The organism is Roseitalea sp., from assembly GCF_984466335.1.
The window spans coordinates 1-19362 of sequence record NZ_CFIFWG010000046.1; the positions used below are offsets into that span (position 1 = coordinate 1).

General features: G+C 67.1%; 21 protein-coding genes. 13 read left to right on the forward strand and 8 right to left on the reverse strand.

What is annotated here, in order from left to right; all coding sequences use genetic code 11:
• Positions 1–107: 107 nt before the first annotated feature.
• Positions 108–374: a sel1 repeat family protein gene (locus AC5E6L_RS06195; RefSeq protein WP_491771996.1), complete on the reverse strand. Its 267-nt coding sequence runs from the start codon at positions 372–374 to the stop codon at positions 108–110.
• Positions 375–777: 403 nt separating this feature from the next.
• Between AC5E6L_RS06195 and AC5E6L_RS06200 the strand changes: the two genes are divergently transcribed.
• A complete protein-coding gene (locus tag AC5E6L_RS06200) occupies positions 778–1119 on the forward strand; it encodes a DUF2147 domain-containing protein (protein WP_491228350.1) in 342 nt (113 codons plus the stop codon).
• A 133-nt stretch (positions 1120–1252) separates the two neighbouring features.
• On the opposite strand, the gene AC5E6L_RS06205 is transcribed toward AC5E6L_RS06200, so the two are convergent.
• Positions 1253–1960 (reverse strand): glutathione S-transferase N-terminal domain-containing protein, encoded by a 708-nt coding sequence (locus AC5E6L_RS06205; RefSeq protein WP_491771998.1) that lies wholly within the window; start codon positions 1958–1960, stop codon positions 1253–1255.
• A gap of 206 nt (positions 1961–2166) precedes the next feature.
• Here AC5E6L_RS06205 and AC5E6L_RS06210 point away from each other — a divergent pair, with 206 nt between their 5' ends.
• From AC5E6L_RS06210 to AC5E6L_RS06225, 4 genes are all read left to right on the forward strand, one after another.
• Positions 2167–2355 carry a hypothetical protein gene (locus tag AC5E6L_RS06210; protein ID WP_491228348.1) on the forward strand — a complete coding sequence of 63 codons (189 nt, stop codon included), beginning with the start codon at positions 2167–2169 and terminating at the stop codon, positions 2353–2355.
• The gene (locus AC5E6L_RS06215; RefSeq protein ID WP_491228347.1) at positions 2352–2537 is read left to right on the forward strand and encodes a hypothetical protein; all 186 of its coding nucleotides are present in this window, start codon (positions 2352–2354) and stop codon (positions 2535–2537) included. The genes AC5E6L_RS06210 and AC5E6L_RS06215 overlap by 4 nt, the downstream gene beginning before the upstream one ends.
• 124 nt (positions 2538–2661) lie before the next feature.
• Positions 2662–4032, forward strand: a complete 1371-nt coding sequence (locus AC5E6L_RS06220; RefSeq protein ID WP_491772001.1) for an esterase-like activity of phytase family protein — start codon at positions 2662–2664, stop codon at positions 4030–4032.
• Between the two features lie 93 nt (positions 4033–4125).
• Positions 4126–5643, forward strand: a complete 1518-nt coding sequence (locus AC5E6L_RS06225; protein ID WP_491772003.1) for an AMP nucleosidase — start codon at positions 4126–4128, stop codon at positions 5641–5643.
• On the opposite strand, the gene AC5E6L_RS06230 is transcribed toward AC5E6L_RS06225, so the two are convergent.
• From AC5E6L_RS06230 to AC5E6L_RS06240, 3 genes are all read right to left on the reverse strand, one after another.
• Complete coding sequence (locus AC5E6L_RS06230; RefSeq protein ID WP_491228344.1) at positions 5637–6008, reverse strand: type II toxin-antitoxin system death-on-curing family toxin; 372 nt, start codon at positions 6006–6008, stop codon at positions 5637–5639. The two genes, AC5E6L_RS06225 and AC5E6L_RS06230, sit on opposite strands and share 7 nt — an antisense overlap.
• Positions 6009–6018: 10 nt before the next feature.
• Positions 6019–6261 (reverse strand): type II toxin-antitoxin system prevent-host-death family antitoxin, encoded by a 243-nt coding sequence (locus AC5E6L_RS06235; RefSeq protein ID WP_491228343.1) that lies wholly within the window; start codon positions 6259–6261, stop codon positions 6019–6021.
• 153 nt (positions 6262–6414) lie between these two features.
• A complete protein-coding gene (locus tag AC5E6L_RS06240) occupies positions 6415–7008 on the reverse strand; it encodes a LysE family translocator (RefSeq protein WP_491228342.1) in 594 nt (197 codons plus the stop codon).
• Between AC5E6L_RS06240 and AC5E6L_RS06245 the strand changes: the two genes are divergently transcribed.
• The 3 genes from AC5E6L_RS06245 (at position 7007) to AC5E6L_RS06255 (ending at position 10284) form a co-directional block, all read left to right on the forward strand.
• Entirely contained in the window at positions 7007–7534 is a 528-nt protein-coding gene (locus tag AC5E6L_RS06245; protein WP_491228341.1) for an Lrp/AsnC family transcriptional regulator, read from the forward strand. The two genes, AC5E6L_RS06240 and AC5E6L_RS06245, sit on opposite strands and share 2 nt — an antisense overlap.
• 584 nt (positions 7535–8118) lie before the next feature.
• Positions 8119–9843: an electron transfer flavoprotein-ubiquinone oxidoreductase gene (locus AC5E6L_RS06250; RefSeq protein ID WP_491228340.1), complete on the forward strand. Its 1725-nt coding sequence runs from the start codon at positions 8119–8121 to the stop codon at positions 9841–9843.
• A gap of 213 nt (positions 9844–10056) precedes the next feature.
• Positions 10057–10284, forward strand: coding sequence for an excalibur calcium-binding domain-containing protein (locus AC5E6L_RS06255; RefSeq protein WP_491772007.1), 228 nt, complete (start codon positions 10057–10059; stop codon positions 10282–10284).
• Between the two features lie 14 nt (positions 10285–10298).
• Here the strand turns inward: AC5E6L_RS06255 and AC5E6L_RS06260 are convergent, their stop codons facing one another.
• Both AC5E6L_RS06260 and AC5E6L_RS06265 read right to left on the reverse strand, forming a co-directional pair.
• Positions 10299–10697 carry a type II toxin-antitoxin system VapC family toxin gene (locus tag AC5E6L_RS06260; protein ID WP_491772009.1) on the reverse strand — a complete coding sequence of 133 codons (399 nt, stop codon included), beginning with the start codon at positions 10695–10697 and terminating at the stop codon, positions 10299–10301.
• Positions 10694–10942 carry a type II toxin-antitoxin system Phd/YefM family antitoxin gene (locus tag AC5E6L_RS06265; protein ID WP_491228338.1) on the reverse strand — a complete coding sequence of 83 codons (249 nt, stop codon included), beginning with the start codon at positions 10940–10942 and terminating at the stop codon, positions 10694–10696. The genes AC5E6L_RS06260 and AC5E6L_RS06265 overlap by 4 nt, the downstream gene beginning before the upstream one ends.
• Before the next feature lie 170 nt (positions 10943–11112).
• Between AC5E6L_RS06265 and AC5E6L_RS06270 the strand changes: the two genes are divergently transcribed.
• From AC5E6L_RS06270 to AC5E6L_RS06280, 3 genes are all read left to right on the forward strand, one after another.
• Positions 11113–11730: a hypothetical protein gene (locus tag AC5E6L_RS06270; RefSeq protein ID WP_491228337.1), complete on the forward strand. Its 618-nt coding sequence runs from the start codon at positions 11113–11115 to the stop codon at positions 11728–11730.
• A 49-nt stretch (positions 11731–11779) separates the two neighbouring features.
• Positions 11780–12640, forward strand: a complete 861-nt coding sequence (locus tag AC5E6L_RS06275; RefSeq protein WP_491772012.1) for a uracil-DNA glycosylase — start codon at positions 11780–11782, stop codon at positions 12638–12640.
• Between the two features lie 100 nt (positions 12641–12740).
• Positions 12741–13982, forward strand: a complete 1242-nt coding sequence (locus AC5E6L_RS06280; protein ID WP_491772014.1) for an MFS transporter — start codon at positions 12741–12743, stop codon at positions 13980–13982.
• A 49-nt stretch (positions 13983–14031) separates the two neighbouring features.
• On the opposite strand, the gene AC5E6L_RS06285 is transcribed toward AC5E6L_RS06280, so the two are convergent.
• Positions 14032–14982, reverse strand: coding sequence for a DMT family transporter (locus AC5E6L_RS06285; RefSeq protein WP_491228334.1), 951 nt, complete (start codon positions 14980–14982; stop codon positions 14032–14034).
• Between the two features lie 131 nt (positions 14983–15113).
• Between AC5E6L_RS06285 and pepN the strand changes: the two genes are divergently transcribed.
• A complete protein-coding gene (gene pepN / locus AC5E6L_RS06290) occupies positions 15114–17774 on the forward strand; it encodes an aminopeptidase N (RefSeq protein WP_491772016.1) in 2661 nt (886 codons plus the stop codon).
• A gap of 239 nt (positions 17775–18013) precedes the next feature.
• On the forward strand, positions 18014–19362 hold a 1349-nt coding region (locus tag AC5E6L_RS06295; RefSeq protein ID WP_491772018.1), incomplete at its 3' end, for a PAS domain-containing protein.

A 19362-nucleotide genomic window follows, 5' to 3' on the forward strand; every position in this document is an offset into this window, starting at 1 on the left:
GGGCCGCGCGCCCGCCCCGTCGGCGCGCGGCCCGATCAGCGGCCCCCTCGCAACGCCGGCCCATGTCCGCGCCGGCGCGCCACCCGCTGATTGTCTTCGGCCGGTGGTCAGCGGCGCGTCATCCATTCGCGCGTCTGGCGCAGGGCCTTGGCGAGTTCGGGCTTGGTCATCGTCTCGGCGATCTCGGCGCGCAGCGCGCTTGCGCGCGGCGAGCCCTTGATGGCGGCGATGTTGAACCATGTGTGGGCGGCGACCAGGTCCATGGTGCCGTCGCGGCCGGCGGCGCAGGCCAGGCCCATTTCAAACAGAATGTCGGCATTGGCGCCCGCGCCCAGGCCGGCGGAATCGGCGTTCTTAATCTCAAGGCGTGCCATTGTCGAAACCCTCCAGCGCAACCCCGTTTCGTCCCCGGCGCCGTTTTCATCCAAGCGCCTTCGATGGGATAGAGCATGGCGGCAACGCTTGAACGGGTGGCAAACAAGCGTGCTTAACACGGCGCAAACGAAACAAAAACGAGAGGTAAACGCAACGCTTCGTTCAGCAGGCAAGATCTTGAAACGGTTGCGAAAACATCGCGCCTTGACAGATCGTATACCGCGCGGCCGGCAAGCATTCGCTAACCGTGGCGCACCTTTGCCCAGCGAAGGCGGCGTCCTTGCGACCGCCGCGGCGCTTCCAGCGTGCATCAACCGAAGCGTGCATGTATTTACTTTTACGTTCTCGTCAATCATACTGCGCGTCAACCGGCCGGCGGGGCCGGCATCCAGGGAGGTTTTCATGCACAAGACCATGCTCGCCCTTGCGGCGGCCGCCGTGATGGCCGCGACGCCGGCGCTCGCCGACCCGATCGTCGGCAACTGGCGCACGGGCGAAGGCGGCAGCGTCGCCATCGGCCCGTGCGGAAGCGCCTTTTGCATCCAGGTCACCGCCGGCGAGCATGCCGGCAGGCAGATCGGCCGCTTCAACAGGGACGGCGACCGCTATAGGGGGCAGATCACCGACCCGGCCGAGGACCGCACCTATCGCGGCGCGGCGTGGTTCGAGGGCGACACGCTGAAGATGCGCGGCTCCGTGCTCGGCGGCCTTTTCGGCAGGACGGAGAGCTGGACGCGCCGCTGAGCGGCGGGGCCGCGTCCGGTCGGGCGAGGGAGCGAAGCCCAATTGCCTCGTCCCGAGATGCGCGCCCCCGACAAGAGCCTGCGATTTCCCCTCATCGTGAGCCCGTCGAAGGGTGGGGGGAAATCCACACGGCTTACCGCGCCCTTTGCCCGAACAGGATCGCCTGCGCGTCCTTGTCGTCGCGCAGGTTGGTCTGTTCGCGCCTGTCGCGTCCCACCGCAAGGCCGGCCTCGACGGCCGGGCGCGCCTTCATCGCCTCGAACCAGCGCTTGAGATTGGGGAAATCGCCCAGGTCCTGGCCCTGGCGCTCATGGGGCACGACCCAGCCGATCGAGGCCATGTCGGCGATCGAATAGTCGCCGGCGAGGAATTCATGGTCGGCGAGCCGCGTGTTCATGACGCCATAGAGCCGGTTGACCTCGTTTGTGTACCGCTCAATGGCATAGGGCACGGTCTCGGGCGCGTACTGGCGGAAATGGTGCGCCTGGCCGGCCATGGGGCCAAGGCCGCCCATCTGCCAGAACAGCCATTCGTCGACCGCCGTCCGCGCGCGCGGGTCGGCCGGATAGAAGCGATCGAACTTGCGGCCCAGATATTGCAGGATCGCGCCGGACTCGAACACCGAGATCGGCGCGCCGCCCGGCCCTTCGGGATCGACGATCGCCGGCATGCGGTTGTTGGGCGCAATCCTCAGGAAGTCCGGCGCGAACTGGTCGCCCCTGCCGATGTCGACATAGCGCACCTCATAGGGCGCGCCCAGTTCCTCCAGCATGATGGTGATCTTCCAGCCGTTCGGCGTCGGCCAGTAATGAAGTTCGATCGGCTTGGTCTGATGCGGCATGGTCGGCTCCCCTTGTCGGCTCTCATTGTCGGCTCTCATTGTCGGCTCTCATTGTCGGCTTCCTTGGTCGTGCCCCGGCGAACACGGGCGCTCGTCCGGGCGAGGAACGAAACCGTGTTCTGCTTCCTGAACGGCGGCTGAATGGCGGCCTCAGCACCGGTTCAGCGCACCCCTACTAACATGGGCGGCAGGAAAGGACACAGGCAATGCTCGCGCGCCGATTCACCATCATCTGCCTGATCGCGACGATCCTCGCCTTCGTGCTGATCGGCCTGATCGAGCAGGCGAGCGGGCCGGCCTATTCCTGGAAGGTTCAATCCACGGTGGCGTGCGTGTTCGAGCGCCCGCGCGCCTGCGCCATCGCGCACCGGCAGCCCATCGGAGGCACGAGATGACCGCAACGGCCAGGATCGTCCGCCGCGCCATGGACACGATGCGCGTGTGCGCCCGCGCGGCGTTGCTCGCCGCGCTGTTCGTCGGGCCGGTGGCCGGTTTCGCCGCCGCCCGGGCCGACGAGGGCGCGCGCCAGGGCGGCGGCGTCGGCTTCGTGCTCTATGTCAGCCTGATGCGGCCGTGATAGGGCTCGGCGCTTGCGCGAACAACCGATTCACAGCCCCGTCACGCCGCTTTCATCGTGCTGTAACCGCGCTGTTACGATGCGCCGATAGGCATGTGGTGGTCTTGAAAACATGGAGATCCCGATGGCCACGCCTATTTGCGCCGCCGCGACAGCGGTCGCGCTCGCAGCCCTGATGTCGACTGCCGTCTACGCCGAAGAACAACAGTTCCCCGCAACGCTCGCCGGCCATGCGATCATCCCGGCGATGACGCTCGTGCCGCCGCCGGCCGACGCGCCCGCCGATGCCTGGATCTCGGGCAAGTTCGCCGCCGGCCCGGCGCGCGTCGACCGGCCGATGAGCGTCGAGGGCAGCACCGGCGGACTGCACGGCGGTCGCGGCACCGGCCTGTTCCTGCCCTTCATCGGCCAGCCCGTGCAGGGCTTTTCGGGCTTCGCCATGGAGCGCGCCGAGGACGGCTCGATCATCGCGCTGACCGACAACGGCTTCGGCTCCAAGCTCAATTCGCCCGACACGCTGCTGTTCTTTCATCATATCGTGCCCGACTTCGAGGACGGCTCGGTCGAGCGGCGCGAGACGGTCTTCCTGCACGATCCGGATGGCCATGTGCCGTTCCGCATCGCCTATGAGGGCACCAAGGAGCGCTACCTGACCGGCGCGGACTTCGACCTTGAGAGCATTCAGCTGGTCGGAGACGAGATCTGGATCGGCGAGGAGTTCGGACCCTATCTGATCTCGGCGACGCGCCAGGGCCGGGTCACCGGCGTCTTTGCGACGCTGATCGACGGCGAGGAACTGCGCAGCCCGGACCATCCGCGCCTGCGCGTGGGCGCCAGGGCCGGCGCGGACTACCGCCTGCCGCGCTCTTCGGGCTATGAGGGCATGGCGCTGCATCCGGAGACCGGCATGCTGTGGGGCATGCTGGAAAAGCCGCTGCTCGACGAGAACGGCGAAGCCGGCCCGCGCGTGCTCCCGGTGCTCGAATTCGATCCCCAAAGCGGCCAATGGACGGGCAACCGGTTCCTGTTCCCGCTGGCCGACGGCGCAACGGCGATCGGCGACTTCAACTTCATCGACGCCACGCGCGCGCTGGTGATCGAGCGCGACAATGGCGAGGGCGATCCATCGCTCAAATGCGAGGGCGAGCCCGCGCCGGACTGCTTCCCCCACCCGGCCATGCACAAGAGGGTCGTTCTGATCGACACCGCGCGGATCGCGGACGACGGCGTGGTTGCCCGCATCGGCCATGTCGACCTGATGAACATCGCCGACCCGGAGGGCTTGGCCAAGCTTGAAACCGTGGCCGACCGCGACATGACGGGCATCTTCACCATGCCGTTCTTCACCATCGAGGACGTCATGCGCTATGACGAGGAGCACATTGTCGTCGGCACCGACAACAATCTGCCCTTCTCCTCGGGACGCCAGCTCGACGCGGCCAAGGACAATGAGTTCGTGCTGCTGCGCGTGCCCGAACTGCTGAACGCCCGGTAGGCCGGGCGGGGACCCTTGCGGGCGGGCGCGGCCGTGCCCGCCCGCCCGCTTTGCGTCTTTTGCCTGCAATCGTCGGCGCCTATATGGTGGCGCATGGACAAGAGAACGGACGAACCACACCAGGGCGAGGGCCGTGAGGCCGCACAGTTCCTGACACCGCCGCCGGAGCGGCCCCAATTCCACACCGACCCCGCCGAGGCCGTCGCCGCCCTGCATGCCCTCTACGAGCGCAACACCGCCTTCATCCGCGAGCGCTTCGCCGAGATGACCGAAAAGGGCGATCTCGCCGGCCGGGTTCGCGCCTGCTACCCGCAGCTTTCGGTCAGGACCACCAGCTACGGCCAGGTGGATTCGCGGCTCGCCTACGGCCATCTGGCGCAGCCGGGCCATTATGCGACGACCGTCACGCGGCCGGACCTGTTCGGCCGCTACCTGCAAACGCAGATCGGTCTTCTGGTCAGGAACCACGACGTGGCGGTCGAGGTGTCCGAATCGGGCACGCCGATTCCGCTGCATTTCGCCTTCCTGGAAGGCACCCATGTGGACGGCGCCAAGGCCGACCGGTTGGCGCGGCCGCTGCGCGACGCGTTCGACGTGCCGGACCTGAACGTGACCAATGACGACATCGCCAATGGCGATTTCGAGCCGATGCCGGGACGACCCTCGCCGCTGGCGCCGTTCACCGCGCAGCGGATCGACTATTCGCTGCACCGGCTGTCGCACTATACGGCGACGAGCCCCTCGCACTTCCAGAACTTCGTCCTGTTCACCAACTACCAGTTCTACATCGACGAGTTCTGCGCCTATGCGCGCGACCGGATCGCCGACCCGGCCTCCGGTTACGAGAGCTTCGTGCAGCCGGGCAACCTGATCACGCGCGCGGGCGCCACCGAACCCGGCGGCACGCCACCGCCGCGCCTGCCGCAGATGCCGACCTATCACCTGACGCGGCCGGACAGGACCGGCATCACCATGGTCAATATCGGGGTCGGCCCGTCCAACGCCAAGACGATCACCGACCATATCGCCGTGCTGCGCCCGCACGCCTGGCTGATGCTCGGCCATTGCGCGGGCCTGCGCAACACGCAGCAACTGGGCGACTATGTGCTGGCGCACGCCTATGTGCGCGAGGATTCGGTGCTCGACGACGATCTGCCTCTGTCGGTGCCGGTGCCGCCGCTGGCCGAGGTTCAGGTGGCGCTCGAACAAGCCGTGGCGGAGGTGACCGGTCTTTCGGGCTACGACCTCAAGCGCATCATGCGCACGGGCACGGTGGCCACGATCGACAACCGCAACTGGGAACTGCGCGACCAGCGCGGACCGGTCAAGCGGCTGTCGCAGTCCCGCTCCATCGCCCTGGACATGGAATCGGCGACGATCGCGGCCAACGGGTTCCGCTTCCGCGTGCCCTACGGCACGCTCTTATGCGTTTCCGACAAGCCGCTGCACGGCGAGTTGAAAATGCCGGGCATGGCGTCCGACTTCTACCGCACGCAGGTGAACCAGCACCTGATCATCGGCATCAGGGCGATGGAGAAGCTCGCCAGGATGCCGCCCGAACGGCTGCATTCGCGCAAATTGCGCAGCTTCAGCGAGACGGCGTTTCAGTGAAGTTCGGTATGATTGGTCAACCAGACGAGCAGGTTGTCCTTGTTCATCGTACCTGTTTCCAAACGTTCGTAGATGAAGGCGATCACCTCGGCCGGTTCGGCGACGATACGGCGGCCGTTGAGTTCCAGAAAGATGTCGACACAGGCAAAGGCCACGCGCTTGTTGCCGTCGACGAATCCGTGGTTCATCGCAAGGCTCTCCCACAGTGCGGCAGCCTCGTCGATCAATCCGTCATAATAGCCGGTCTGCGGCCGCAGCAGCGCCGCTTCCACAAGCCCCAGGTCGCGGATGCCCGGCGCGCCACCGAAGAGGCGCAACTGTTCCCGATGGATGAACAGCGCTTCGTCAAGCGTGAGATAGATCATGCCCGGACGGCTACTCGGCCAGTGCCTTGTAGACATCGGCCCAGCGTTCGGCGCTCTTTTCGTGCAGCGCCTTCACCGCGGGGCTCACCCGCGCGCTCGATGCGTCTTGCGCCAGCTTGCGGAAGGCATCGGCGGACATTACGACGGCGACGTCACGCCCATTCTTGCGGATGCGCACCGGTCCCGATTGCGCAGCATCAAGCAACCGCCCAAACCGGTTCTTGGCATCCGAGGCATCAAACACGTCGCTCATGGTTTCTTGTCCTGGTTTCTTCTCCGCTCAACGATCGGAGTTTAGCCATTTTGGCCAATTCAGGCAAATCATCCTCGGCTTGCCCGGCATATGGACCGTGGCCGGCCATGAACCCGCGCGCGGCGGATCGGGACCCGGATCGGTCCCTTGACGTCACAGTCCCAGAACCGGCCACAGCGATGCGACCAGCAGCGCCGCCATGGTCCGGTTGAAGGCGCGCAGACGCCCCGGATCGGCCAGAAGGCGCCGCATTCGCAGGCCGATCAGCGCCCAACTGCCGACGGAGGGCAGATTGATGAGCCCGAAGATCAGCGCGACCAGGGCGATCGCGGACAGGCCGCGGTCGGGCGCGTATATGGTGATCGCCGTCAGCGCCATCGTCCACGACTTGGGGTTCACCCACTGGAACGCGGCCGCCTGAAGGAAGGTCAGCGGCGTGCCGCCCGCCCTCCCCTCGCGCGGCGCGCCGGCATCGGCGATCTTCCATGCCAGCCAGAGCAGATAGGCGACCGAAACGATCTTCAGCATCGTGTAGCTGGCCGGAACGGCATCGAACAGGCCCATCAGGCCGGCCCCGACCAGCACGATCATCACGGTGAAGCCGACGCTGATGCCCAGCATGTGCGGCACCGTGCGGCGCAGGCCGAAATTGGCGCCCGAGGCGAGCAGCATCAGATTGTTCGGCCCCGGCGTGATCGAGGAGACGAGCGCAAATGTCGCAAAGGCGGCGAACAGTTCAATCGGCATGGATCAATGTTACACCTGGAACATACACAATGTGCTTTCATTGTTGGCCTGCCAGTGCGATCATGCGCAACGGATGAACGATTTAGACGAAAGAAGCGAAGAAATATTGCGCATCTTGTCCCGCGAGGGCCGGATCAGCAATATCGAACTGGCGGCGCGCGTGAACCTGTCGCCTTCGGCCTGCCTGCGGCGCGTTCAGGAACTGGAGCGCTCCGGCGTGATCACGGGCTATCGTGCGGTGACGGACCGGACCAGGACGGGGCAGAGCTTCGTCGCCTATGTGGGCGTCGGACTGGCCGACCATTCCCGTGCGGCGCAGGAGGTGTTCGAGCAGGCCATTGCGCGCGCGCCGCAAGTGCGAGAATGTCACAATGTGACGGGCATGATCGAGTATCTGCTGCGCGTGGAGGTCGCCGACATCGCCGCCTACAAGCGGTTCCACGCCGAGGTGCTGGGTGAAATCACGCAGGTGCGCTCGATCACCACCTATGTGGTGATGGGCTCGCCCAAGGACGAGCGGGCGTGAGCGGCGGCGCATGCCTGTCCGATCCGTTCCGACGCCGCGCCGCGCGATGCCGAGGACCCGAGATGCCCAAGACTCGCGATGCCCAAGACCCGAGATGGACCGCCGCCTTCTTCTCGAATTCCTGCTGGGCATCGTGCTTGTGTCGCTCTCCAGCTCCGTCGCCTTGGCCGTCTGCTGTCTCATCACGCGGCGGATCGCGTGGGAATACCGGATCAAGGCGAGGCGTAGGAGGCGCCCGGCGCGGCCGTCGGCGAGAGCGAGACGGCGCGGCAAGCGCCGCCCGCCGAGCGCCGCCCGCCATGAGCGGACCTTGTCATCGCCCTTTATTACGCTTACGTAAATGTCAGATAAAGCCGCCACCGCGATCGGTTGCGGGGTTGCCGGCAATCGCATATGGCCGCGGTCGCGCAGGGTCTGCTCATACGTCATCCTGCGACCCGCATCTCATATGCGATTGCCCCGATTGCGGCGCAATGCGGTCTTGAAGCGTGCGCGCGCGGCGCGCTAACTGAGGGCAAAAGCGCGCAAGCACAAGCCAAGCGTGCGGGATGGCGGCCGGCAGGCGGCGCATTTGGAGGAACCCGATGAGCGAAGGCAACGGCGCGGACGATCCGAGGAACGAGCCGCGCGAATCGATGGAGTTCGACGTCGTCATCGTCGGCGCGGGGCCGGCGGGCCTTGCCGCCGCGATCCGGCTCAAGCAGATCGACGCGGCCCTGTCGGTCGTCGTCCTGGAAAAGGGCGCCGAGGTGGGCGCCCATATCCTGTCGGGCGCGGTGATCGATCCGGTCGGGCTCGATACGCTGATCCCGGACTGGCGCGACGATCCAGACCAGCCGCTCAAGACGCCCGTCACCGACGACAGGTTCCTCTATCTGGGTCCGGCCGGCGGCATCCGGCTGCCCAATTTCGCCATGCCGCCGCTGATGAGCAATCACGGCAACTATATCGCCTCGCTCGGCAATGTGTGTCGCTGGCTGGCGGCGCGCGCCGAGGCGCTGGGCGTCGAGATCTATCCCGGTTTCGCCGCCGCCGAACTGGTGCTGGACGAGGGGGGCGCGGTGAAGGGCGTCGCCACCGGCGACATGGGCATCGGGCGCGACGGCGAGCCGACGGCGATGTTCGCGCGCGGCATGGAACTGCACGGCAAATATGTCCTGATCGGCGAAGGCGTGCGCGGCTCGCTCGCCAAGCGGCTGATCGCCCGGTATGCGCTCGACGAGGGCAAGGAACCGGGCAAGTTCGGCCTGGGGATGAAGGAGCTGTGGCAGGTCGATCCGGCAAGGCACGCGCCCGGCCTGGTGCAGCATTCGTTCGGCTGGCCGCTGGGCAACGGCACCGGGGGCGGCTCGTTCCTCTATCATCTCGAAGACAATCAGGTCGCGGTCGGCTTCGTCGTTCACCTGAACTACAAGAACCCGTATCTGAAGCCGTTCGAGGAGTTCCAGCGCTTCAAGACTCATCCGATGATCCGCGAGACGTTCGAGGGCGGCAAGCGCATCGCATACGGGGCCCGCGCGATCACCGAGGGCGGCTGGCAGTCCGTGCCGAAAGTCTCGTTCCCTGGTGGCGCGCTGATCGGCTGCTCGGCGGGCCTGGTCAACGTGCCGCGCATCAAGGGCAGCCACAACGCCATGCTGTCGGGCATCCTGGCCGCCGACAAGGCGGCCGAGGCGATCGCCGCCGGCCGCGCCAATGACGAGGCGCTCGACGCCTATGAGGCCGAATGGCGCGGCGGCCCCATCGGCAAGGATCTGAAGAAGGTGCGCAACGTCAAGCCGCTCTGGTCGCGCTTCGGCACCCTGGCCGGCGTGGCCATCGGCGGCATCGACATGTGGATCAACCAGTTGACGGGCGGCTGGTCGCCGCTCGGCACGATGCGCCACGGCAAGGCGGACCATGAATCAACGGAACTGGCATCCAAGCATGGGCCGATCGCCTATCCGAAGCCGGACGGCGAAGTCTCGTTCGACCGGTTGTCCTCGGTGTTCCTGTCCAACACCAACCATGAGGAGGATCAGCCGATCCATCTGAAGGTGGCCGATGCCGGCCTTCAAACGCGCTCCGAATATGCCGACCATGCCGGCCCGTCCTGGCGCTACTGCCCCGCGGGCGTCTATGAATGGCTCGACGAGGGCGGCAACACGGTCGGCGACGACGCCGAAAGGGGCGCGGACGATGCGGTGCGGTTCCAGATCAACGCGCAGAACTGCGTGCACTGCAAGACCTGCGACATCAAGGACCCCAACCAGAACATCGACTGGACGGTGCCGCAGGGCGGCGAAGGCCCGGTCTATCCGAACATGTGAGGATGGCCGGCCAAGCCGCCCGCAGCCAAAGCGCACGTTGACCCTCGGGCTTGCCCCGAAGGGAAGCGCAAGCCTTGGCCGGACAAAATGGCGAAGGCCCGGTCTATCCGAACATGTGAATGGGCGGCACATACCACTTTTGCGCGATTTTAACTGGTGTTATTGCTCTTTATAATTGTCCCCACCGAGGCGATCATGGGGAGCGGTCGAGCGATGCATTGGCGGTTGCGCGTCCTTCTTGCGGCTCTCATCGTGTTTTCGGTGTCGAGTCCGGCACTTGCGGCCCGCTGCACGGATTATCGGAGCTGCGAGCAGGCCGTGCGCGCCTGGTGCGCGGGGCAGCATCCGCGCGCCGATGGCGACGGGGACGGCATACCGTGCGAGAATGTCTGCCCGTCCAAGCGCGTCGTCGACCGGATCCGGGCACGGATCGGCTGTTGAGGCGCCGCCGCGCGTTACCAGAAGGTGGGGACGAACCGCGCGTCCCTCAGCGTCGAAAAGGCGGGATCGGCCGAGATGAGGCGATGGCCGGTGACGATCGATGTGGCCGCGATGATGCGGTCGAACGGAGCGCGGTGCGGCCAGTCGAGCGTGGCGGCGGTCTCGGCGATCTGGCCGTCAACCACTGCGACCTGCCCGCCCATCCGGGCGACGACGGGGATCAGTTCGTGCCGATAGGGTTCCATTTCCGGCCATTTGCCGGCGCGCAGCTTCTGCCCGATTTCATAAAGGCTGACCGCGCTGACGATCACCATGTCAACCGCGTCAATCATCCCGACGACATCCGGAGGAATGCGCCGGTCGCCTTGCAAGGTCCATGCAAGGGCGTGGGTGTCGAGCAGGGCCGCCTTCAAAACCGGTCTTCGCCCCGGCCTTCCCAGAGCGCCAGCTCCTCTTCGTCCATCGGCTCGAACCAGTCCGGCCCCGGACCCTTGAGCTTGTCGGCCATCAGTGCGAAGCGTCGCTTCGGCTTGCGCTCGACCGGCACGAGCTTCACCATCGGCGTGTCGCCCCTGGCGATGATCACCTCCTCGCCCCGGCATGCGGCCTCGATCAATTTCGACAATTGCGTCTTTGCCTGGTGCACCTTGACCTGCATGGAGACCACCCCGCTTAGCTAACCTCGCTAAGTTAGCGGCCCAGCCACGCATTGGCAACGTCATGCGTTCAGGGGTCCCCGGTCGCCGTCAGGCCGATACCGCCCGTGGCGCGCAAGCCAAGATCGGGGGCGGCATTGCGGACCGGGCCGGTTGCGCTATCGTGCCGGCGATGAGCAAGGCGAAGCGGGCATATGCGGCACTCGTGCTGGCCGCGGCGCTGTCGATCTGCGGCGGCCCCGGCGCCGCGCAGGAAACGGCCGGCACGGGCGAACCGGCCCTGACGGCGGGCTACGCCTTCTCCGATGCGCTTGGCGGCTTTCGCATCACCGCGGCATCGGGGCTGGGCACGCGCGGCGATCCGATCCGCATCACCCAGCATGTGTTCTCGGCGAAAGCCTCCACGCTGATGATCCGCGCGACCAAGCCGATCAACCCGTTCGCGCACCCCAAGACGCACGCGACCGGAACGCTGCATTTCGACATCACGGTGGTCAATCGCTCCGGCCTGCCCTGGATCGGCGCCGAATTCGAGTTGCAGGAGGCGATCGGCAAGGCCAGCGTCTACGGAGACGGGCTGTCGTTCGACCAGCGGCGCACCGGCAACTACCGCACCGTGTCCGACCGGTTCGCCCGCTGCCAGCAGGATTTCGAGCCGTTCGACCGCATCCTGTTCCATGACGGCTTCGTCGATCCGGGCCAACGCGCCTCGTTCCGCTTTCTGGTCACCGACCTGACGCCGGCGCGGATGTTCTACATCCGGTTCGATCCGCGCATTCCGGCCTCGTGACGTTGCACGGACCGGCCCGCTCTGCGAAAGAAGGCGGAACGGATGAACCATGACCGACAGCGCCGATATCAGCCGCGAGCATCTGGAACAGCTCCTGCGCTTCTATCAGGAAAGCGGGCTCGACTTCGCGCTTCGGCCCGAGCCGGCCGACCGGTTCGCGCCACAGGCGGCGGCTCCGAAGTCCGAGGCGAGCGCCACCGGCCCGGGCAGGGCGCCCGCGCCGGGCCAGGCACCGCGCCCGACGGCACCGCCCCCGCCCGAACGCCCCGCCCCGCAGGTGACGGTGCCGGACGGCCAGGCCGTCGCCCTGGCCGAGCAGGCCGCGGCCGGCGCCGCCGACCTCGATGCGCTGCGCGCCGCCGTCACCGCGTTCGAAGGCTGCAACCTCAAGCGCAGCGCGCGCCATACCGTCTTCGAGGGCGGCGAACGCGGCGCGGACCTGATGCTGGTCGGCGGGGCGCCCTCGCGCGACGACGACAGGAACGGCGAGGCCATGTCGGGCCTGGACGGCATCCTGCTGGGCAAGATGCTGGCGGCGATCGGGCTCGACCGGCGCACGGACGCCTATTGCGGCTTCTGCGTGCCCTGGGCCGTGCCGGGCGGCGAGGCGCCAACGCCGCTGCACCTTAAGATCTGCGCGCCTTTCGCGCGCCGGCAGGTCGCGCTCGCCGGACCGCGCATCGTCATCGCGCTGGGCAATGTCGCAGCGCAGCAGCTGTTTGCGGCGACCGATCCGATCACGCGGCTGCGCGGGCGCTGGATCGAGGCCGATTTCGGCGCCGGCCCGGTCGCGGTGACCGCCCTGTTCGAGCCGGCCTTCCTGCGCGAGCAGCCGCATTTCAAGCGCATGGCCTGGCTCGATCTTGTGGCGATCAGCAAACGCCTGGCCGCGCCCGCCTCCGCCCCCTGACGGCGCGCCCTCGCAACGCCGTGTCGCCCGCTGACGCGCCTTCGACACGAACATCCGTTATGATCGGATCCAACCGGCGGCACCGAGACGGGAGCCTTCCATGCTGCGCCACATCGTTCCCGTCACGGGGCTGATGCTGTCGACCTTCTTCCTGCTGGCCGGCAGCGGCCTGACCGGCATCGCGATCCCGTTGCGCGCCGGCATCGAGGGCTGGAGCCCGGTCACGATCGGCTGGATCGGCTTCGGCTACGCGCTGTGCTTCACCGCCGGCTGCGTGATCGTGCCGCGCATGGTGCGGCGGGTCGGCCATGTGCGCGTCTATGCCGTGCTGGCGACGATGCTCGCCATGTCGCTGCTGCTGCACGCCCTGATCATCCATCCGCTGGCCTGGATCGCCATTCGCGGCATCGCCGGCTTCGCGCTGGCCGGCGCCTACATGGTGGTGGAAAGCTGGCTCAACGAGAAGGCGACCAACGATTCGCGCGGCCAGATCTTCTCCTTTTACATGATCATGAACATGGTCGGCCTGATGGCCGGCCAGTTCATGGTGCTGCTCGGCGACCCGGCGACCACCACATTGTTCATCATCGCCGCGCTTCTTTATGCGATGGCGGTGATCCCGACGGGCCTTTCCAACGCGGTCTCGCCGCAGCCCCTGACCGAGGTCAGGCTCGATCTGGGCAAGCTCTACCGCAATTCGCCGGCGGCGATGGTCGGCATGCTGATGGTCGGCGTCATCGTGGGCACCTGGAACTCCCAGGCGCCGGTGTTCGCCGAGCGGAGCGGGCTGACGGGCAACCAGATCCCGCTGATGCTGGCGCTCGCCATGATCTCGGGCGCGATCTTCCAGCTGCCGCTGGGGCGCGCCTCGGACCGGATGGACCGGCGCTATGTGATGGTCCTTGCGGGCCTGGTCGGCGTCGGCTGCGCGGCGGCCTACCGGTTCGTGCCGGGCGCCGACACAGCGCCGGGCGTGTTCGTGACGGTCTTCGTTCTGGGCGCGATCCTGTTCCCGATCTATTCGCTGGTCGTCGCCCACGCCAACGACTATGCCGAACCGAGCGACTTCGTCGAAATCTCCTCGGGGCTTTTGATCGTCAACGGCGCGGGCGCGATGATCGGCCCGGTGCTCTCGGGCTTTCTGATCGACGGGCTGGGTCCGGGCGGGTTCTTCCTGTCGCTGGCGCTGCCCTTTGCGGTCTTCGGCGGCCATGCGGCCTGGCGCATCACCCAGCGCGAGGCGGCGCCGGCCGAAGAGATGACCGACTACAACTACATGCCCTCGACCCGCAGCCAGACGCCCGAGACGTTCAATCTCGATCCGCGTTCGGAGGAGGAGTGAAGAACGGGCCATGCCCGGCCTTCCCTCGTCCTTCGGGGGAAAGCCGGCCTCACCCGTGCGGCGGCGTGACCGGCCGCGCCTTGCCGCGTTCGAGCCCGAGCCGGTGCTCGCGATAGATGATGAAGATGCCCGAGGCGACCACGACCGCCGAGCCGACAAGGGTCGCAAGCGTCGGATATTCGGCGAACAGGACGATGCCGATGACGATCGACAGGACCACGGAGGTGTATTCGAACGGGGCGATGGTCGAGGTTTCGGCATAGCGGTAGCTCTGCGTCAGCAGGATCTGGCCCAGACCGCCGCAAAAGCCGGCGGCGATCAGCGCCGCCCCCTGTTCCCAGCGCAGCGCCTGCCAGCCGAACGGAACGGTGAACAGCGCCAGAACGCTCGCCGTGATCGAAAAGTAAAGGACGATCGTGGTGGTCTTTTCGGTGTCGACCAGCTTGCGCACCAGGACGAAGGCGAAGGCGGCGAACAGCGCGCTCACGAAGGTGGCGATCGCGCCGAGCGCCTGGTCCGCATCGCCCCCGCCGCGCAGGAGCTGAAGGTTGGGCCAGGAAATGATGGTCACGCCGACCAGGCCGATGACGACGGCGCTCCAGCGGTAGCGGCGCACCGCCTCGCCCAGGATCAAGGCGCCCAGCACCACCGTCAGCAGCGGCCGCGCATAGCCGATCGCGATCGCATCGGGCAGCGGCAGCCGGGTCAGGCCGAAAAAGCCCAGTCCCATCGCGGCCACCCCGACAATGCCGCGCAAGACATGGCTGAGCGGCCGGTCGGTCTTCCAGGCATCGGCGAATTGCCGCGTCGCCAACAGATAGGCGAGGATCGGCAGGATGGCGAAGAAGGATCGGAAGAACACGATCTGGCCCGGCGGCAACGGCCCTGTCAGCTTGATCGCGGTGGCCATGGCCATGAACGCGCATACGGAACCAACCTTCAGCGCAATGCCTAGGAGCGGGTTCTTCTCGGTGCTGGACGCAACGGTCGGGGAGGCCACCGGGCTTCAATGGACCCGCGCCGCCGCGAATGCAAGGGTGCGGGGCCGTCGGCCCATGGCCGATGACGCAGCGATGGGTATCGTGTAGAGGAGCGGTTTCAGCGGCCGCAACGAGCAAGGAACGCAAGCGCATGCGCACCGAAGAGGGACAAGCGGTCAGGCTTGAGGACTACCGGCCGAGCGACTATCTCATCGACGCGGTGCACCTGACCGTCCGGCTCGATGCCAGGCGCACGCACGTGACCGCCAGGCTGGCGGTGCGCCGGCGCGGCGGCGTCGCCCCGGAGACGCCGCTGACGCTCGACGGCGACGGGCTGACCTTCGCCGGCGCGCGCATCGATGGCGCGCAAGCGGGCGATGCGGCGGTCGCGGCGACGCCCGACGCCCTGACGCTCGGCGCCCCGCCCGCCGGCGAAACCTTCACGCTCGAAATCGACACGGTCCTCGACCCGGCCGCGAACAGCCGGCTCATGGGCCTTTACCGGACGGCCGGAAACTATTGCACCCAGTGCGAGGCGGAGGGCTTTCGCCGCATCACCTATTTCCTCGACCGGCCCGATATCCTTTCGGTCTACACGGTGCGGATCGAGGCCGACCGGAAGGATGCGCCGCTCCTGCTGTCGAACGGCAACCGGGTCGAAAGCGGGCAGGCCCATGGCGGCCGGCACTTCGCCGTCTGGCACGACCCCCACCCCAAGCCGTCCTATCTGTTCGCCCTGTTCGCCGGCAATCTCGGCGTCGTCGAGGACCGTTTCGTCACCGCATCGGGCCGTGCGGTGAGCCTCAGGATCCATGTCGAGCACGGCAAGGAGGCCCGGACGTCCTACGCGATGGAGGCGCTCAAGCGGTCGATGCGGTGGGACGAGGAGCGGTTCGGGCGCGAATATGATCTCGACATCTTCCAGATCGTCGCCGTTTCCGACTTCAACATGGGCGCGATGGAAAACAAGGGCCTGAACATCTTCAACGACAAATATGTCCTCGCCGACCCCGAGACCGCGACCGACCAGGACTTCGCCTCGATCGAGGCGATCATCGCGCACGAATATTTCCACAACTGGACCGGCAACCGCATCACATGCCGCGACTGGTTCCAGCTCTGCCTGAAGGAAGGGCTGACGGTCTATCGCGATCAGGAGTTCTCCGCCGACATGCGCAGCCGCGCGGTCAAGCGCATCGCCGACGTGCGCGTCCTGCGATCGCACCAGTTCCCCGAGGACGCAGGCCCCCTCGCCCATCCGGTCCGGCCGAAAAGCTACAGGGAGATCAACAATTTCTATACGGCGACCGTGTACGAGAAAGGCGCCGAGATCGTCCGCATGCTGCGCACGCTCGTCGGCGCGCAGGGCTTCGCCGCCGGCATGGACCTTTATTTTGACCGCCATGACGGCGAGGCGGCCACGGTCGAGCAGTTCCTGGCCTGCTTCGCCGAGGCGACCGGCGCCGATCTTTCGCAATTTGCGCTCTGGTACGAGCAGCCCGGGACGCCAAACCTGGCTTTGGCGACGCGTTACGACCGCTCCGCCCGAACCCTGACGGTGACGGTGGACCAGGCGCTCAAGCCGCCCGTCGCCGGCGCGCCGAACGCGCCGATGCACATTCCGGTGGCGTTCGGCCTCGTGGGACCGGACGGCCAGGCCATGGGCTTCGACCATGCGGAGGGCGCCCGCGTCACCGCGCATGCGGGCGAGGACGCGGTGATGCACATCACCGAGCCGCGCCAGGCGATCGTCTTCAAGGGCGTTGCCGCCGAGCCCGTCCTTTCGGTGCTGCGCGGCTTTTCGGCGCCGGTGACGCGCGTGCCGCAGGCGCCGGTCGAGGATCGTGCCTTTCTGGCGCGGCACGATGCCGACCCGTTCTCGCGCTGGGAATCGCTCAACAGCCTGATCGTCGACGACCTCAAATCGGCGGTGCGCGCCGTGCGGGAGGGCGGGCAGATCACCCTCAGCGACACGCTGGCCGACAGTTTCGCCGCGCTTGCCGGCGACAGCGCGCTCGACAATGCCTACCGCGCCCTTTGCCTGACCATGCCGAGCGAAGCCGACATTGCGCGCGAGATCGGCCATGACATCGACCCCGACGCGATCCACCGCGCGCGGCGCGGCGTCACGGTCCGCCTGGCCGCAGCCTGCGAGCGCGTGCTCGCGCGCGTCTTCCACCAGTTGCAGCCGCGCCGGCCCTACGACCCCGGCGCGGAGGGAGCCGGCCGCCGCGCGCTGCGCAACGCGGCGCTGACCATGCTGTGCCATGCAACCGGCAGCATCCAGACGGCGCAGACAATGCTGGCCGACGCCGACAACATGACCGACCGCGCCCACGCCCTGACGGTCATGGCGCACCAGGCACCCGACGCCGAGGCGACGCGCGCCGCGCTCGAAGCGTTCCGAAGCGCCTTCCGGAGCGAGCCCATCGTGCTCGACAAATGGCTCACGGTTCAGGCCACCGTGCCGCGCCACGAAACGGTCGAGGTGGTGCAGGCGCTGACGCGGACGCCCGGCTTTTCATGGGACAATCCGAACCGGATCCGCGCGCTGATCGGCGCCTTCGCCACCGGCAACCCGGTCGCCTTCAACCGCCCGGACGGGCACGGCTACGAACTGCTGACCGGCGCGATCGGACGGATCGACGCCAAGAACCCGCAGGTCGCCGCGCGCCTGATGACCGCAATGCGCTCATGGCGAAACCTGGAATGCGGCCGGCGCGGGCGCGCCCGGGCGGCCATCGCCGCGCTTGGCCGCAACAGGCATCTGTCCGGCGATCTCAAGGACATCGTCGACCGGACGCTGGCCTGATCGCCGGTTTCGCCGGCCCGATATGCCCATGCCGCGCCTATGGCGAGGTTAAAAAATCCTTACCGCCGTCTGGACAGGCCGAATCGGTTTTGATTCATTGTGACCGATTCGGCAGTTCCAGTATCTGCGTCGCGTTCCAACTATAGCAATGAGTGGCCCCTATCAGGACGGTGCGGCTTTGTGGCCGCCGGGGAGAATACGTGGCATTAAGCGAGACCAGCAAGGCTGAACCGGGCGGCATGACGGGCCTTGCCCGCTTCCTGGCGGAACCGGCCTTCAAGCGTCTGCTCGCCCTGGAACCCTGGCTCAAACGCTCCATCCCGATCCTGATCCTGGTCTTCCTGGCCGTCGTCTTCACCGCCCGCGCGGTGGCCCTGATGAACGATCGCGAGGCGGCAGGGGAACAGGCGCGCATCTTCCTGTCGCTGATGGCCGAGGCGGGCGCGGGCGCCGTCCGCCAGGCCCAGCGCAACGGGTTCACGCCCCAGACCGCCGCCGATTTCGACCACATCCTGTCGCGGACGCTGCCCACCGAGGCGCTCTCGGACGCTCGCTTCTTCCTCGTCGCCGAGGCGTCCGGCACCATCGTCGGCCAGCGTGGCGGGGCGGTCGACCGGATCGGCGAGAACCTGAAGACGCGCCTGGACGGCATCCAGCCCCTGACGATGTTCGGACAGGGTGCGGGCGTCCTTGAGGTCACGGCCGGGGATCGCGTCCTGCTGGGCGCGGCGGCGCACGCCACCGACGGGGCCGGCTTTCTCATGGTCGCGCTGCAACCGGCCGAGGCGGTCTATGCCTCCTGGCGGCAGCGCGCCTCGATGAACGTGGCGCTGTTCGTTGCGACGTCGTCGATCCTGCTGATCCTTCTTTATGCCTATTTCGGCCAGGTCGCGCGCACGCGCGAGGCCGACCAGGTCTATTGCGAGACCCACAAGCGCATGGACCTTGCCCTGTCGCGCGGCCATTGCGGGCTGTGGGACTGGGATCTGGCGCGGGCGCGCGTTTACTGGTCGCCTTCCATGTTCGAGCTTCTGGGCTACGCGCCGGTCAGCGACGTGTTGTCCTTCGGCGATGTCGCCAGGCTCGTCCACCCCGAGGATGCCGACCTGTTCGACGTCGCCGAACAGGCCGCGGCGATGCGGATCAAGGGCGTCGACAGGATCCTGCGCATGCGCCACGCGGACGGGCACTATGTGCGCCTGCGCATTCGCACCGAGCTTGCCGAGCGTCCCGGCCACGGCAACCACCTGATCGGCATCGCGGTGGACATGACCGAGCAGCACAGGCTGACCGAACTGTCGCAGATCGCAAGCCAGAACCTCAAGGCGGCGATCGAAAACACGTCGGAAAGCTTCGCGCTTTGGGACCGGCAGGACCGCCTGGTGCTGTGCAACCGCAAATTCATGGAGATCAACGGGCTGGACGAAAGCCGTATCCGCATCGGCATGAAGCGGTCCGACATCGACGCCATCATGCGCGCGCCGGTCACCGAGCGGCGCATCCCGCAGGCCGGTGACGGCGCGGTGACGCTGGAACGGCAGATCGCCGACGGTCGCTGGTTGCAGATCAACGAGCGCGCCACCCCGGC

Coding starts and splice junctions, on each gene's coding strand:
- AC5E6L_RS06225 (WP_491772003.1), top strand. CDS start 4,126: ATGGACAAGAGAACGGACGAACCACACCAGGGCGAGGGCCGTGAGGCC.
- AC5E6L_RS06230 (WP_491228344.1), bottom strand. CDS start 6,008: ATGATCTATCTCACGCTTGACGAAGCGCTGTTCATCCATCGGGAACAG.
- AC5E6L_RS06280 (WP_491772014.1), top strand. CDS start 12,741: ATGCTGCGCCACATCGTTCCCGTCACGGGGCTGATGCTGTCGACCTTC.
- AC5E6L_RS06220 (WP_491772001.1), top strand. CDS start 2,662: ATGGCCACGCCTATTTGCGCCGCCGCGACAGCGGTCGCGCTCGCAGCC.
- AC5E6L_RS06235 (WP_491228343.1), bottom strand. CDS start 6,261: ATGAGCGACGTGTTTGATGCCTCGGATGCCAAGAACCGGTTTGGGCGG.
- AC5E6L_RS06255 (WP_491772007.1), top strand. CDS start 10,057: ATGCATTGGCGGTTGCGCGTCCTTCTTGCGGCTCTCATCGTGTTTTCG.
- AC5E6L_RS06205 (WP_491771998.1), bottom strand. CDS start 1,960: ATGCCGCATCAGACCAAGCCGATCGAACTTCATTACTGGCCGACGCCG.
- AC5E6L_RS06275 (WP_491772012.1), top strand. CDS start 11,780: ATGACCGACAGCGCCGATATCAGCCGCGAGCATCTGGAACAGCTCCTG.
- pepN (WP_491772016.1), top strand. CDS start 15,114: ATGCGCACCGAAGAGGGACAAGCGGTCAGGCTTGAGGACTACCGGCCG.
- AC5E6L_RS06265 (WP_491228338.1), bottom strand. CDS start 10,942: ATGCAGGTCAAGGTGCACCAGGCAAAGACGCAATTGTCGAAATTGATC.
- AC5E6L_RS06250 (WP_491228340.1), top strand. CDS start 8,119: ATGAGCGAAGGCAACGGCGCGGACGATCCGAGGAACGAGCCGCGCGAA.
- AC5E6L_RS06200 (WP_491228350.1), top strand. CDS start 778: ATGCACAAGACCATGCTCGCCCTTGCGGCGGCCGCCGTGATGGCCGCG.
- AC5E6L_RS06245 (WP_491228341.1), top strand. CDS start 7,007: ATGGATCAATGTTACACCTGGAACATACACAATGTGCTTTCATTGTTG.
- AC5E6L_RS06240 (WP_491228342.1), bottom strand. CDS start 7,008: ATGCCGATTGAACTGTTCGCCGCCTTTGCGACATTTGCGCTCGTCTCC.
- AC5E6L_RS06210 (WP_491228348.1), top strand. CDS start 2,167: ATGCTCGCGCGCCGATTCACCATCATCTGCCTGATCGCGACGATCCTC.
- AC5E6L_RS06270 (WP_491228337.1), top strand. CDS start 11,113: ATGAGCAAGGCGAAGCGGGCATATGCGGCACTCGTGCTGGCCGCGGCG.
- AC5E6L_RS06195 (WP_491771996.1), bottom strand. CDS start 374: ATGGCACGCCTTGAGATTAAGAACGCCGATTCCGCCGGCCTGGGCGCG.
- AC5E6L_RS06215 (WP_491228347.1), top strand. CDS start 2,352: ATGACCGCAACGGCCAGGATCGTCCGCCGCGCCATGGACACGATGCGC.